Genomic DNA, 15,599 nt, shown 5'->3' with positions numbered 1-15,599 from the left:
GCCCCAAAGGGCAGCGCTCCTCTTTGTCGTTCAGTTACTTTCTCTTTCCAGCCTCGAGCGCGTCCAGACGCTTCATCATCTGCTTCATCATCTCGTTCTGCGCCTTGATCGTCTCGTTCTGCTGATTGATCGTCTCGTCCTGATGCTTCACCGTGTCTTCCAGATCGTTCACCTTCCGCAGCGCGGCCATCTCGGTGGTGCTGATTCTGACGGTCCTGCCGTCCGACCGCGTTACCGTCGGCGATGAACCGAGCCGGAACGAAGCTCCCAGCTGGAAGCTCTTCTCGTCTCCAGAAATCGCCATGCCGCCCCTAACCATAACATCCCGGTTGATGTAGTGGCTCAGGCCCAGCGCCACCGCGCTCTTGCCGCTGTAGTAGCCGTAGCCGATGCCCAGCGACGTGCGGTGCGTTTCGTCGTAGGCCATCGGAGGCACCGCAGCAAACGCCGCGGCCATGGCGCCGACGTTGTCAACCCGGCTGTCCAGCTCGTCGACCCGCCGGGCGATTCGGCCAAGGCTCTGACCTGTGCCGCCGGTTACCTTGTTGATCTCGTCTCGAACCTGACCGACCGTCGCCGCGTCGTTCTCGTCAACGCCCTTGCCCAAATTGCTGACCCGTTTGCCGCCCGCGTCGATACCGTCGCGGGTCACGCTCGGGCCGCCGGAAATCTTCAGACCGTCCTTGTCAACCGTCACCTTCGAGTTCTTTCCGTCGCCTACCGTTAATCCGTCGCCGCCGAACGACGCCTTGCCGTCGTTCGAGACGAACCGCTCGGCCTGCACGGCCCCGGAGAACTTCGGAGCGTCCGCCAGCTGAATTTCCAGTCCTCGGTCCGTTGCGACGGTCTTGACGTTCGCGCTGCTGTACGTCCCTTCCGTCTTCGCCAGCCCGTAGACTTCCAGAATCTCGCCCAGCTTGCGGTCGATGTTCTTTCCTTCGTTGGCCTTGAACGTCATCGGCTTCCCAATCTGAGACTGAACTTCGCCCTGCAGGTTTTGAATCGCCGTCTTATTAGCCGCAATAGCGTCCTTGTTGGCGGCTACCTGCTGGTTGGTGGCGTAAAGCTGCGATCCGTTGACCGCCTCCATGCTGTGCTCGCTCACGGCGCCGGCCTTGACGTTGGCAAGGGTCGTTCCTTCCTTGCCTTTCAGCGTCACTTTGCTGTTCTCCGCGGTGTCGTACTGCACCGCATTGGTGCTCACCTGCGTCACGCTGTCCTTAACTGCCGCAATCGCATCGCTAATGGTGTCCTGGCCGGTGCCACCGATGTTCGTCGACGTCAACTTTCCGTCGGTCATCGTCGCGTTGCCGCCGACGAGTACTCGGACCGACTCCATCGAATCGGTCAGCTGATTGCCAGTGACCGCGTCGTGCGAGCCGTTGCCGATGGCGCCATCCGCGACGTCGGTAATTTTCTTTCCGCCGCCGCTCAGCCCGGCCGCGGAGACGAACGTCGTACCGCCCACCGAAATGCCGCCCTCGCTCAGGTCAATTCTCGTCCCGGCGCCGGCGGCGCCTTCAGCCTGCTGAACGATCAGACCGTTAAAGACCGGCTTCGTGCGCATCTGAAGCGAAATGCCGTTCGAATTCACGATCGTCATCAGGTTTCGGCCGTCAAACTGATCCGCGTCGCCGACTCCGGTTCCAGTAATCGAAACCATCGCGCCCAGATCAAACGTCTTCTCGCCTATGTTGCCCTTAAAGCCTCGGCCCTTAGCCGTCAAGTTCTGGGAAAGGTCTGTTACAGCGGCCTGCAACTGGTCTTCCGTCGCGGCCCGGCCTGTCGTCGCCGTGCCGTTCCACGCCGTGTTCGTCAGGCCGGTAACCTGCGAGCCGTCCAAGGTCGTTGTTCCAACCTTTACCGAACCGTCGGTCCCGTTAATCGTCACAGGCTTGCCTGAGCCAATCGTCAGGACGTCGGCCAGCTTCAAGCTCAAGAGCTTCTTGTTCGTGTCAACCGACACGTTCAAGTTGCCGTCGCCCATCAGCCCAATCGTTCCGCCGTCCTTGAGCGAGAAATCGTACGAGTTTCCGGGCTTCATTTTGCCGTCCTTGTCGAACGCCTGAACGGATATCTTCGCCGCGCCCAGAGCGTCGAACTGCCTTTTGTTCACCGCGTCGGTCGGATCGACCGCGTCGCCAACACCCTTAATCGGTTTGCCGTTGGCGTTCAGGCCCGCGGCAGAGACGAAGGTCTTCATAGTTCCGTCCACGTTGAACCCGAGACCGTCTTTGAGCAACAGCGCGTCCGGCGAGTTCGAATCGCCGATGATTACCTCGTCAAACTGAGGCTTCTTCGACATCTTGACTGTCAGAGTCGGGGCATCTTCCGTTGCGTTGTTGGAAGCCACGACCGTCAGGTTCTTCTCCGAGAAGCCCCCCGTCGCCGGAACGTCGGCGCCCTTGATCGTCAGCCGGCTTCCCAGCTTCACCAAGCGGGTCGTGCTGCTGTTGTTGCCGAGGAATTCAAGTCCCGCATCGTTGATAAGCGTTGTCGCTGATTCGGCCACAGCCTTCAGCTGTTCTTCCGTCGCCGCCCGTCCCATCGTGGCAAAGGTTGGAGCCTTCAGATCCTTGTTCGCCAGGCCGGTTACTACTCCGTCCGTCCCGTTGACCGTCACCGCGCCGAGCTTCACCTTGTCGGCCAGCTTCAAGCCTAGGGTCTGCGCGGTCTTGTCGGCGGTCACGATGATGTTGTCGTCGCCTTTCAGGCCGATTCGTCCGCCGTCTTTCAGGGCAAACGAGTACTGACCGCCGGCAGCGTAGCCGGATTTGTCCATCGCGGAAACGGTGACCTGGGCGTTGTTCAGGGCGTCAAATTGCCCTTTGTTCACCGCGTCCCCGGGGTCGACCGCGTCGCCAACGTTCTTAATCGGGTTGCCGTTGGCGTTCAGGCCCGTCGGGGTGGCATATGTATTGCCGCCCACGGTCAGGCCGCCGTCGGAAATCGACGTGTTGCCAGTCGTCACGGATGTGAAGGTCGGTTTTTCGGCCATCTTGATCGTGAGAACCGGGGCGCCGGCCGCGTCCTTTCCGGACTCGACCGTCAGGTTCTTCGTCGAGTAGCTCGCGCCGCCCGCCGGGTCGCCCGCCTTGATTGCCAGCGTGCTTCCCAGCTTCACTAGGTTCGTCGTGCCGGTGTTCCCGATAAACGTCAGACCGCTGTCTTTCAGTTCGCCAGACGCGGCGACGGCGACGGCCTTGAGCTGGTCTTCCGTGGCCGCCCGGCCTGTCGTCGCTGTGCCGTTCCACGCCGTGTTCGTCAGGCCGGTTACGAATCCTTCCGCCCCGTTGACTGTCACGGGGTTAGCCGCCCCGATTTTCACCGTGTCTCTCAGCTTCACGCCCAGCGCTTGGTGCGTCGCGTCAGCCGTCACGGCGAAGTTCTCGTCGGAAAGCAGCTTGATCGTTCCGCCGTCCTTTAAGGCAAACTCATATTTTTCTCCTATAGGCTTGCCGTTTTGGTCCAGCGCCATAAAGGCGATTTTCTTGTTCGCCAGTTCGTCGAACTGCTTGAAGTTCACCGCGTCGCCTTCCTCCGTGCCTTCGGCGACGTTAGTAATCTTCTTGCTGTTGGCGTTCAGACCGGTCGGGGTCACATACGGCTTGCCGCCCACGGTCAGGCCGGCGTCGGAAATCGACGTGTTGCCAGCCGTCACGGTCGTGAAGACCGGGCTGTTGGTCATCGAGATCTTCAAGCCCGCCGGGTTCGTGCCGTTCGCCTCAGTAGCGGTGACCTTGAGGTTGGCTGACGTGTAGGTACCGCCCGTCGTCCCGTCGGCGGTCACGGCCAGGGTATTTCCCAGCTTCACCACGCCGGTCGTCGAGCTGTCGTTCCCCGTAAAGGTCAGGCCGCTATCCTTCAGTTCGCCCGAGGCGGTGCTCGCCGCGTCAGCGACGGCTTTCAGCTGGTCTTCTGTGGCTGCCCGACCGGATGTCGGCGAGCCATTCCACGTCGTGTTCGTCAGGCCGGTGATCTGCGAGCCGTCCAAGACCGTTGTTCCAACCTTCACCGAACCGTCGGTCCCGTTAATCGTCACCGGTTTCGCCGTGCCGACAGTCACCGTCTCGGCCAGTTTGAGGCCCAGAGTATTCGTGGCCTTGTCAGCCGACAGAACCAAGTTGTCGTCGAGGGCTTTCAGGCCCACCTGCCCGTTGCTCGAAAGGGCAAAGGAATAACTGCCCTTATCGCCGTCGGCCTTATCGAACGCCTTGACGGTGATCGTCGAGCCGCCCAGAGCGTCGAGCTGTTTCTTGTTGACCGCGTCGCCATCCTCCGCCGCGTCGCCGACGTTCTTAATCGGGTTGCCGTTGGCGTTCAGGCCGATCGGGCTCACATACGTCTTGCCGCCCACGCTCAAGCCGCTATTGGAAATGGACGTGCCGCCGGCCGTCACGGTCTCAGCCGTCAGAGCCTTAAAGGTCGGGCTGTCGGCCATCTTAATCGTGAGGACCGGGGCGCCGGACGCGTCCTTTCCGGCCACGACCGTCAGGTTGTCCGTCGAGTAGGTCGCGTTATTCTTCGGGTCAGAGGCCACCACGTCCACGGTGCTCCCCAGCGCGACCGCGCCGGTGGTTGAGCTACCCGCCGCGCCGTACGACGCTTTGTTGCCGTTAAACGTCAGCCCATCGGTTTTCGCCTTATCAATGGACTTCTTCACGTCCTTGAGCTGGCTCACGTTGACCGCGTCATTGTCCTTCGTCCCGGCGGCCACGTGGCCGAGGACGACGTCCTCATCCAGCAAGACCCTATTGATGTCCGTGGGGCCTGTCAGCGACAGCCTGATTTGGCCCGTAGGAACCAGATGAGCGTCCGGGTCAGTGATAGTGTCCTTTAGGCTGATGCCGTTCTCAGCCACGTCCTCCAGCCGGTAATACCCCGCCTTGTTATACGTGTTCGTGTGGTTCAGCGCCGGGTCTCGCAGCCAGACGATCCGCTTGCCATCGGCGTCGGTGAAAACGGTGGTTCCCATCGTGCCGGTCTTGGCGGCGATGGCAATTGAGCCGATGTTGTTGTACGTCCCTCCCGGGAGCTCGTACTGCGGCAATTTGATGTCGCCATTGTTCTCGTCCAACGTCATGCCGCCGCCCAGCGAGGTCAGGATCTTCTTGATCTGATAAACCGTCGCCGCCTCGGTATCGGCTTTCCCCGGCAACAGGCCGGAAATACGGCCGCCGTCGTTGATCTTCACAAGGCCAAAGACCGGGCTGTCGGACAAGGTAATCTGTAGCGTCTTCGTTTCTCCGCCGCCGGACAGCGCCGTGGAAATATTCTTGTCACCGACGACCTTCACCGTGTCGCCGGACGCGATTTTCTTCGCCGCTGAGGCTGCCGCGCCGTCCTGCAGGTTCCAGCCGGCGTCAACTTTATCCGACACGACTTTCAGCTGGTGCATGTTCACCGCGTCGCCCGGGTTCACGCCTTCCGCCACGTTGGTGATCGTCACGCCGCCAGTGGGGTTGTTCGTCGGGTCGTACTTGTTGTGCACCGTGTCGCCCAGCGTGACGGTCTTCTTTTGGTCGTTATCATAGGTCACTGCTGGAGCTGCCGCGTTCGGGTCAAGGCCAAGCTTTTTCAGCTGGCTCACGTTCACCGCGTCGGTATCCGCCGACCCGGGAGCCACGTTGCCCAAAACGACCAACGAGCCGATCGCCGAATCCTTCACGTTGCTCGGGTTCACCAGCGACAGCTTAATGTTTGTCGACTCCACCGGAGCAGCACCGACGTTCTTGAGGCTGACGCCGTCCTCGTTCACGTCGCTCAGCTTATAGAAGCCGGCGCCGTCACCCGAGTTGTTCCCCTTCGGGTCTTTCAGGTACACGAGCCGCTCGCCGTCGTTCAGTGTGTAAACGATCGGCCCAATCGACCCGGTCTTGGCGGCGATCGCCATGGAACCCACGTTGTTGAATACCCTTCCGGGCACGTGATACGTCAGGTCCGAAATGTCACCGGTTTGCTCATCAAACGTCATGCCACCGCCCAGCGCCTGAACGAACTTTTTCAGCTGGCTCACGTTGGCCGCGTCGTCGTCGACGAGCCCCTTGCCCACGTTAGACAGCCGGACATTTTTGTCGATCGACGGCGCGTGCGTCGTCGTGTCCAAGCCGATAACCGACGTGTAAACGTCATTGAACGGGATATCTTGCGCGGCTGGCTTGGGGTGTCCCGTGTCATCCAAATCACTCAGGAAGTACGCCTTTTTTACTGTAGCACCATTCTCAGTTACTTCTACGATTCGGACCTGCTCTTCGTCGGGCTGACCGGGCGTCGTGGTCGCGTGCTTTGCCACGTAGTTCACCGGCGCGTTGATGTCAATGCGGGTCGTCACGCTACTCGTCACGCTGTTGAGCACCGACTGCAGCTGCTCGTAGTTGACCGCGTCAGTAGCCTCCGTTCCTTTGGCTACGTTGACGATCTTCTGATTCCCTGCGTCAAAGCCTTGTGCCGTCACCTTGCCGTTGAACGTCGGGGCGTCAACCACCCTGAACTGATACGTCTTGACGTCATCAGTTTCCGAATAGGAGACCTCGAGGTTCTTGCCGTCTACCTTCCCGATATCCAGCGTGTTCCCGTGCAGGAGATCTCCCTTCTGCACCCCGTTTAACGCCAGCTTCGTGCCGATCGAGGTCACCGCGTTAATTGCATCGTTGACGGTGTTGTACTCGTGGCCGCCCACCTGATACTTCGGCTCGCTCGACACGACGCCCGTCGCGGGGTCGACCGTCACGTTCAGCACTTGGGCGAGGCTCTTGATCTGGCTCACGTTGACCGCGTCGGTGTCATTGGCGCCCGCTTTGACGCCGGTGATCCTGCCCGATCCGGCGTCGTTGATCGTCACGTTCCCAAACTTGGGACTGTCGGACAGGGAAATATTCAGAGTCTTCGTTTCTCCGTCGCCGGACAACGCCGTGGAAATATTCTTGTCGCCGGTCACTGCCACCACGTTGCCGGAAGCAATATTTTTCTTCACAGGAGAGGTAGCTCCGTCCTGCAGGTTCCAGCCGGCGTCAACTTTATCCGACACGACTTTCAGCTGGTGCATGTTCACCGCGTCGCCCGGGTTCACGCCTTCCGCCACGTTGGTAATCTTCACGCCGCCTAGGTGAGTAGCCTCGTTATACGGGTTGCTGTTCGTATCGCCCAGCGTGACGGTCTTCTTTTGGTCATCGTCGTAGGTGACGACCGGCTTTACCGCGGTCGCGCTCGGGTCAAGGCCAAGCTTTTTCAGCTGGCTCACGTTGACCGCGTCGTCCTCCAGCGTCCCGGCCGCGACGTTTTGGATCTTCACCGGCGTGCTGGTCATGCCGGTGGCCGGGTTAGCTAGGGCGTAGGAAATCTTATCCAGAGAAAGCGGATTCGCCGTGATTTCCTTGGGCTGTAGCAACTTCCCACTGTTCTTATCGACTAGGTCGGTTCGCCGGAAGAAGCCGGTCTTATCTTCAGCTGGGCCGACGTTCTCCAAGTAGACCAGCCGGGTTCCGTCGCCCGAGTCCTTCTCCACTGCCACCAGCGAGCCGACCGTTCCCCGGTCGATCGCCGTCAGGGCTTCGCCCACGCTGTGGTACACCCGCGACGCCGACGTGGTGGCTGACACGAGGTATGTCGGCCTGACGAACTTGCCATCTGCTGTTATGGTGCTTTTAGCTCCGAATGACGCCGCCACCCTTTCGAGCTGTTCATAGGTCACAGCTTGGCCGTTTTCGATCGCCGGGTGTAATCCGCTGATCCGGCCGTTGCCGCTTTCGTTGATCTTGATCGACGGGCCAAACTCCGCGGAAGCATGCCCCCCGTCAAGCACGATGCCAGTCCCCGCTGCCCCAAGGGTGATTTTGTCCTTCAGGCTGACGGTGACGTTCCCGGCCGCGTCGGCGACCGTGGCAATGTTTTTGTCGTCTCCCTTGACCGACAAAGTTCCGGTGGACAGGTTCACCTTGCCGTTGCCGCTGTCCCCCGCGTAGGACAGGTTGGACGACGCCGCGACCGTGTCGCTGACGGTCTTCAGCTGGTCTTTGAGGTATTTGCCGCTGACGGCTTCGCTTTCTCCCGTCCCGGCGTCCGCCGGCAGGCCGGTGATTTTGTTCGTCGTCTTGTCAATCGTCACGGTTCCGACGGTCAGTTTGTTGGTGTCCACGCCAGCCGGCGTGATGGTCGTCGTGGGCGCACCGGCCGAGCCGACTGTTACCTTGTTATCGGCATGAAGCGTCTCCGCGTTCACGCTCTTGAAGGTGGGCGCGGTGCTCATTTCTATTTTTAACGTGGAGCCGGTCACGCTGGCCCGAAGGTTGTCCGACGAGGCGTCGGCGTTCGCGGCTAAATCGCCGGTGATCGTGAGGCCTTCGCCCAGTCCGACGTCCGCTTTGCCGGTCGTGCCGGAGAAGGCAATTTTGCCCGACGCCGCAACGGCGGCCTGTTTGACCTTTTCGTTGACTGCGGACAGCTGGTCTTCTGTAGCCGCCCGGCCGGAAACGATCACGGGGTTATCGGTGTTCCAACCGGTATTCGTCAGGCCGATTATGTTTCCTTCCGTTCCGTTAACGGTCACAGGGTGGCCGCCAGAGCCGCCGATGGTGACGACGTCGTCCAGCTTAAAGGTAACTTTGCCGTTTTCAGCGACGGTGGAAATTTGGTTCGGCGTGCCGACGAAGGCGGTCCGATCGTCCAGAGCGTTTTCTCCGGTCGTGTCGCCGTCGCCGCTGTACTTGATTTTGAACTGGTCTGTTTTGAGGGCTACCTTGTACATGGTGCCGCCGGTTCCGATAGGCTCATCTGTAACAACCACTCGGCTGTCGGCGCTGGATACCTGCGTGCGGCGGCCGTCCACGTAGTTTTTCACCGTCGTCCCGGTGACGAGGTTGCCGTCCGTTGTTCCGCCAATGGTTCCGCTGCCCAGTTTCCCGGCCCACGCGGTCGGGTCAGTGATGTTGTTTCCGTTCGTTTGGGCGTAATTCGACAGGTCGATTCCCACCGTGTAGGTGGTTGATCCGGCCGCGTCCGTATCAGTCTTCATCATCAGCGGGGCGCCGGTCACGGCAACTTTCGGCAGGGCCGCCGTCTTGGCGTACGGAGCCAACGCCCCTTTCACGGTGGTTCCTGTCACCAGTCCGCCGTCGGTCGTGCCGTTAATTGTCCCTGTGCCCAGCTTTCCAGCCCACGTGGCCGGATTCGTGATGTTGCTTCCGTTTGTCTGCGCGTAGTTCGACAGGTCAACGTTCACCGTGTAGGTCGTCGCGCCGGTCTTGGGGTCCGACGAGGGCGACACCGACACAACGTTGCTCCCGCCGGCCACGTTCACACCGGCGGCCTTGAGCTGGGCCACGTTGACCGCGTCGGTGTCCCGGCTGCCCGCCGCCACGTTGACGATCTGACGGGTGGCTGCTGAACTGCCGACCGACAGGACGCCGGCCGTCCCCTTGGCCGTCGCCGCCACGTTTGCGGCGCTGCCGAGATACGCGGCCGAGCCGACGCCCGAAGCGTCTGAAGCAACCGAACCGGACCCCAGAGCGACGCCGCCCGACACAGTAACCGACGCGCCGCTGCCGATAGCCAGCGCGTTGTCTGCATTCTTCGTCTGAGCGCTCGGCCCGATGGCGACCGAATCAACCCCCGAGGCGCCGTTGTTGTTGTAGTTGGAACCATCCGTCTTGTTAGTGCTCGAAACGCTGAAATATCGGTTCTGAGCGGCCTCAACCGCCTCTTTTACCGTGTGGTACGTCGCGGCCCCAATCACGAAGTCAGGCGCTTGATACGTCGTGTTGTCCGACGCGTACCCTGTGTACAAGGCGCCGCCAATTGACTTTGCCAAGTTGTTGTTCACGTACTGTAGTTGCCTTACGTTGACCGCGTCGGTCGCATTCACGCCGCCGGCCACGCCGATGATTCGCCGGGGCGTCCCCTCGTTGGCGATGGCCAGCATGCCGTTCGTCGTATCATTGAGCTTCTGGTGGGTAAACGCCTCGTACTGCCCGTCAGCCACAGGCGTACTCAGCACCGTTCCCGAGCCGATGGCCAGCGAGTTATTCACGCTGGCGGATACCATCGAGTTGTAGCCGATAGCCACCGAGCCCATTGCAAGAGCCTGCGCGTTATAGCCGATCGCCGTCGAGAAGTCGGTACCGTATTGCTGCCCAGCGACCGACAGGCCGCCGACCGCCACTGACGAATTGCCGTTTGCCTGAGCGTAGTACCCAGACGCAAACGATGAAGTACCGGAGGCCTTTGACCCAAATCCAGAAGCGAAGGACATTTCTCCCATCGCCTGAGATGAGCTGCCCAAGGCAAATGAGTTCTTGCCGGAAGCTGTTGCCATCGTCCCTATGGCAACAGCGTTGTCACTTAAAGCTTGGGCCGCCCGCCCTACCGCCATGTCACCGCCCGCGGTGACTAACGAGGATGCGCCGAGGGCTATAGCATTTGCGGTAGTGTGTTGAACCCCTCTACTAATCGTGGCATTCACGCCGATAGCTATGTTGTTATACCCGGTATCAATATTGGAACCGAACCCCATGGCAATGGAGTTCTCTGCTGAACCGATAGTCGGCCTGGTTCCATTAGGGAAGCCCTCTTCGGTATTTCTCGGAGTGTTCGAATACACGATGATAGGGTGTAGACTGCCTATACCGGTAATTGTCGCCCCCAGCGCTGGGTCAGCTCCGTAAGAGCCGACGAAGGCGAACAGCCCGAGTGCGGCTGCAGAAGCCGCCCAACGGAGAGAACGCGATTTTCCTGCTGCTCTGACTTTTTTCATTATTAAACCCTCCAAAACAGAACACCTGCAGCGCTGATCGCCGCAGCTTATCTACGGGTAACGACACAAAAAGACGCCGTTTCACCTTAGCCCGAGCGAAACGCCGCAAAAAAGAGCTGATAATCCCACGACAGCCTCTTAGATCAAGACCGCAATAATTGCCCCGGTGGCCCTCCAGTCGTCCGAGAGAGACGAGACCCAGCGTCCTGAACCGTTTTTCTTGCTTCTTTCTTCGTTGGTCATCCCCCTAGATCCTGCGCCACGTCAGCGAAAACTATCAGCCAGTGGCCGTGACTTCCCTAAAGTTCATCCTCTTCGAGTTTCGCGGGTACTTATGCAAACACCGCCTTACCGGCAAAATCCACCGTCGTACAGTAGACAAAGCGCCGCCGGATTTTATAACAGTTTCAGCTCCCGATCCGACGGCCCTCTCACAAACTACACATAACTTTGTTAGTGAATTTTACTTCTTTTTCCTAACCTGTCAAATGGATTTCCTACGGGGGGACGCGTTTTTAGGATTTATCCCTAACTTTTTCCAAGTCCTTTGAAAGCTCGTCTCTTAGGCGTCAAAGGCGGCATTTGCCCCGCCGTCTGATCACATCGGCAATGGCAGCCGATTCAATAACCGCCGCGCCGTTCGGTCCGAACTCGCCATGCCATTTGAGCGGCTGAGCCGACGAAAATCGCCCTTGAAACGGGACAAAATTTTATACAGGCCGTCCGGCTTTCACGAGCCCTCTCCCGCGCCGCCGGGCCGGCCCTCCACGGGCCGCAGGGGGAAACGATTGGCCGGCAAGCAAGCCGGGGGAAACCGCCGGAGAAGCAACAGAGCTGTCCCGCTCCGCAAACGCCCGACGAGTTGATAAACGTCCTACAGGCAAAAAAGACAACAGGGCAAGAACCAAGGCCCCGCCGAACTGATGGTGAGCGAGCCGCCGTCCGAACGCGCCCCGACAAACGGGGGACGGGCATGTAAACGCTCCGCGATTTGACGAACCGGCCGCGAAGCGATAACCGCCTCACAGAGCGGCGAACCGAGCGCGGCCTGAGAGCCGAGCGCGGGCTAAGCAAACGGAGAACGGCCCGATAACCGCCCTGCAAACTGGCATGGGGCAACCGAACGAACGCCCGCGAAGGAACCGCCGTCCCTTACCGGACAAGCGAAGGGAAGACAAACGGCCAACCGCCGCGGGAGCTGACAAACCGAACGCAAGCCAATAGCCGCTGACCCGCCGAACTTCCTGACACCAAACCGACGCCCGAGCGCGGGCTTGATACGCCGACCGGGGGCCGTGCTCTCCGTCTCGCCCTCTATTCAAACGCCGACCAACGGGCAGATTGGAGCCGGGAAAAACTTCCGGCCCGGTGAATCTTCTGTGATCTGGCGGCCCGAAACCGGACTGGTGACCGAACAATGGCCCGGCGAAGGATTAGCGAGCTGGCAAGCCGAAAATGAGCTGACGACCGACCGCCGAGCTGATGAGCCGCCGCCGAGCTGGCGGGCCGTTGACGGCCCGACGAATGCCCCGTGAATTGGCGAACCGAAAACGAGCTGGCGACCGAACAATGGCCCGACGAAGGGTTAGCGAGCTGTCAAGCCGAAAACGGCCGAGCGACCGACGGGCCGACGAACCGCCGCCGAGCTGGCGGGCCTTTGACGGCCCGGCGAATGCCCCGTGAACTGGCGGCCCGAAACCGGACTGGCGACTGAACAATGGCCCGGCGAAGGGTTAGCGAGCTGGCAAGCCGAAAATGAGCTGACGACCGACCGCCGAGCGGTTATCGAGTTGCGCTGTCCCTCATGAGGCGAGGGTCTGACACGTCGGCAAGTGCCGCGCAGCGAGACGAACCGTCAGCAGATCTTGTTCGGCCGCCGCAACAGCACGCGAAGGCGTTTGCCGTTTGGCCCGTTGTTTCACTGTTCTGAGCCTTCCAAGGGCGCGCCTGCGCGCTGCCCCGGCTCTTCAAATAGCGGCGCGGCGGGGTTGCTCGGGTTGGGGTAGCCTTTCGTTTTTCCCGTCATCTCTTCCACATCAACGACAAAGACGTTCACCACTTTTTTCATCGCTTCGTCCCGGCTCATATAGTCAACGTTGCCGTCGCTGTAATGGTCTTTTAAAACGGCGACCGCGCGGCGTTTTTCTTCCAAGTCGGTCAGGAAACGGACCGTCCCGGTGCCGCAGACGCTGCGGTAAACGCACCACAGCTTACCCGGCTTGCGCGGGCGGGGCACGATCTGAACCCCGCTGAGGACGTTAAAGGCCACGCGCGGGTTTTTACGCAGCGCGTCAACCTTCCGTCCGGCCATCGCCCCGTGGACGTAAAAACGGCCGTCGCTGTAGCCGTAGTTCAGCGGAATGACATACGGCTCGCCGTCGTCTGACATCGCCAGTTCCATGTAGAGCGCCTCGCGAATGACATCTTCCATCCACTCTTTTGACAGAACTTCCCGGTCCTTTCGCCTCATCATCGGTCCCCCCTCGTTCACGAGCGCCCTGCCGCTTGCTAGCCCGCGTCGCTGGCCGAAAACAGGGCCTCTTCCACCCTGCGCCCTTGGCGGCAAAAAGAGCGTCGTCCCGTTGTTAAGTATAGCCTATTCCTTTTGAAGGCACTCTCTTCGCCCGGATTAGATCGCCAAGCGGCCCCCGGCGGGGCGATAACCACCCGCGCTCCGAAAGCCGCTTGGCAAACGACCAATGAGCTAATAAACCGCACGCGGCGGCAATCGGAGCGCTAAATTGAGCGCCGCCCGCGAACTTGAAACCGTCTTATGAGCCGCGAAAACCACAATGGGCCGCCGAAACTCCCCAGCGAGCCTATATACCGTCTGCTCCCTCATGACCGCCACCGAGCCAATAATCCGTTTGCGCCCTCGCAACCGCACGCTACCGCGATAAACGTTCTGGAAGTTGGGAACAACCGCCGACCTGATAAACCGATTGCGGCCTCACAAGCGGTCGCCAAGCCGATTACCGCCCGTGGCCTCGTAATCAGTCTCTGAGCAGGTGACCGTTTGCGACGTCGCCAATAGCCAGCAAGCCAGCGACAGCCTCATTGCCTCGCCCCCTTCCTGTGGCCTCACCAAAGGACAGCAAACTAGAACCCGCCGCCCTAGCTGAGAAAGCCACAACGGCCCAATAAATCGTCTTGGCCTCAAAAACCGTTCGCGCGCTCAAAAGCAAAAACGCCCTGACGTCCAGCTCGCGCCCCAACAACCAATCGCTGCCCCGATGACCACTCCGTGCACTCGTAAACAGCCAATGAACCGCTGGCGCCCCCGCCAAGGGACAGCAAACCAGCAACAACCACGCCAACCAGAGAACTTACCGTCTGCCGCACAGCTAGGTCGGCACAAAAAAGCCGCGCGGGTTGCCCCAAGCCGCCCTCGAAAGGGAAAATGTCCAACGGCCGATAAGCCCGGCCGCCACAAAAAACGCTCTCTAACATCGAATCGTCCGACGAGCCGATAAACCTTCTGCGTCCGTCGGCTGACGAACGACCGACGGCCAAACGCCCAACGACCGAACAACTACCCCGCGGCCCCGAAAACGCTCCCCGAGCCGGTAACCACCACTCGAGCTGACAAAACTTTCTGCACCCGCCACCCGACCGCCGGGCGAACACGGCCCGAAGACCAAAAAACGCCCTGACAAACGTTCATCGCCAACGAGCCGAAGGCGAACGAACAAATACCACACGAAAAAAGGAGCCGTCAGCGGTACGGTCAGAAGGTCAGGCACAAAAAAGCCGCGCGGGTTGTCAAAGAGGATCCGCGCGGCGGTATTTTCTTCTTTTAGCTCTCATAATCTAAACGAAGAGTTCTTTTTTTATCTCAACAGGTGACTTTTCTACCTTAAATCGCCACAGAACGTTCCTCTCGAAACACGCCACGCGACAGCGAAAGCGCTAGTTCTTCTCTTTTCCGGCGTTCCCCGCACACGGGCAAGGCGACTGTCTTCGCCCCGATTTTCTCTCCGCTTTCTTTCTTCTCTTTCTCGCGACGCTTCGCGTACTGGGCGCTCTTCCCTTTCTAATTCGCGGAGCGAATCCGTAAAGGCGACAGAACACCAAGTTTATTTTTAAGATGAGCGGCGCGCCCCGGCGCCGCACAAATCAAGAACGGGCAATCAACGCCCAGCAAACTGACACGTGACAACCGAACGAACGTCCCACGGGCGAATCGCCGCTTCCTTTTCGACACAGCGAAAAAAGGCGAGAAGAAAATCGGTTTGGGACAGAAGAATAGAAAATAGAAAAAGGAATCCCGCTTTAACTCTTCTTTCTTCTCTGTTTTCTCGCGACGCTCTTCTATCTTCAAACTCTGTTCTGAGTACACTTTCCCCTTTCAACCGTACACTCTCGTCCTTTTTCCTCGCCCTGACACAAATACACAGACACAAAAAAAGCCGGAACCTGAATATTCAGGTTCCGACTTCCTCAAATATGGGTTGGCAACGACCTACTCTCCCACGAACTGAATCGCAGTACCATCGGCGCTGAAGCGCTTAACTTCCGGGTTCGGCATGGTTCCGGGTGGACCCGCTCCGCTAATCACCAACCGCATATCCGTCTATCGAAAAGCAGTTTACACCTCTTCAAACTCACTCTGCCACGTCTTCTATCCTTTCCAGTCCTAATTCCACTAACGGTCTTTAGCAGTTTCTCTCGAAGCAAGTTAAAAGGAAAAGGCCTCGGCGTATTAGTATCGGTCAGCTAAAAACCTCGCGGCTCTTACACTCCCGACCTATCTATCCCTTCGTCTCAGGGACGCCTTACCAACCTTCCGTTGTGAGATATCTCATCTCGAGGGGGGCTTCCCACTTAGATGCCTTCAGCGGTTATCCCTGCC

At 59.7% G+C, this 15,599-nt stretch carries 4 protein-coding genes and 1 rRNA gene; 2 read left to right on the top strand and 3 right to left on the bottom strand.

All coding sequences use genetic code 11. The features are described 5' to 3' along the window. Window positions 1–34: 34 nt before the first annotated feature. On the bottom strand, window positions 35–10,507 hold the full coding sequence (locus JONANDRAFT_RS01440) for a YadA-like family protein (RefSeq protein ID WP_035786692.1): 10,473 nt from the start codon (window positions 10,505–10,507) through the stop codon (window positions 35–37). A 1,619-nt stretch (window positions 10,508–12,126) separates the two neighbouring features. Here JONANDRAFT_RS01440 and JONANDRAFT_RS08145 point away from each other — a divergent pair. Together JONANDRAFT_RS08145 and JONANDRAFT_RS01435 are read left to right on the top strand one after the other, a co-directional pair. After that, window positions 12,127–12,282 carry a hypothetical protein gene (locus JONANDRAFT_RS08145; RefSeq protein WP_155801280.1) on the top strand — a complete coding sequence of 52 codons (156 nt, stop codon included), beginning with the start codon at window positions 12,127–12,129 and terminating at the stop codon, window positions 12,280–12,282. Then, on the top strand, window positions 12,279–12,461 hold the full coding sequence (locus tag JONANDRAFT_RS01435) for a hypothetical protein (RefSeq protein WP_008520096.1): 183 nt from the start codon (window positions 12,279–12,281) through the stop codon (window positions 12,459–12,461). Before JONANDRAFT_RS08145 ends, JONANDRAFT_RS01435 begins: the two co-directional genes overlap by 4 nt. 204 nt (window positions 12,462–12,665) lie before the next feature. On the opposite strand, the gene JONANDRAFT_RS01430 is transcribed toward JONANDRAFT_RS01435, so the two are convergent. Together JONANDRAFT_RS01430 and rrf are read right to left on the bottom strand one after the other, a co-directional pair. Beyond that, complete coding sequence (locus tag JONANDRAFT_RS01430) at window positions 12,666–13,220, bottom strand: pyridoxamine 5'-phosphate oxidase family protein (protein WP_008522502.1); 555 nt, start codon at window positions 13,218–13,220, stop codon at window positions 12,666–12,668. 1,976 nt (window positions 13,221–15,196) lie between these two features. Then, window positions 15,197–15,309 (bottom strand): 5S ribosomal RNA (gene rrf, locus JONANDRAFT_RS01420). Window positions 15,310–15,599 lie beyond the last annotated feature (290 nt).

The organism is Jonquetella anthropi DSM 22815 (genome assembly GCF_000237805.1).
Classification (GTDB): Bacteria; Synergistota; Synergistia; order Synergistales; family Dethiosulfovibrionaceae; genus Jonquetella; species Jonquetella anthropi.
The sequence above is the reverse complement of the archived record's forward strand: the minus strand, read 5'-3'. Positions and strand labels throughout refer to the sequence as shown.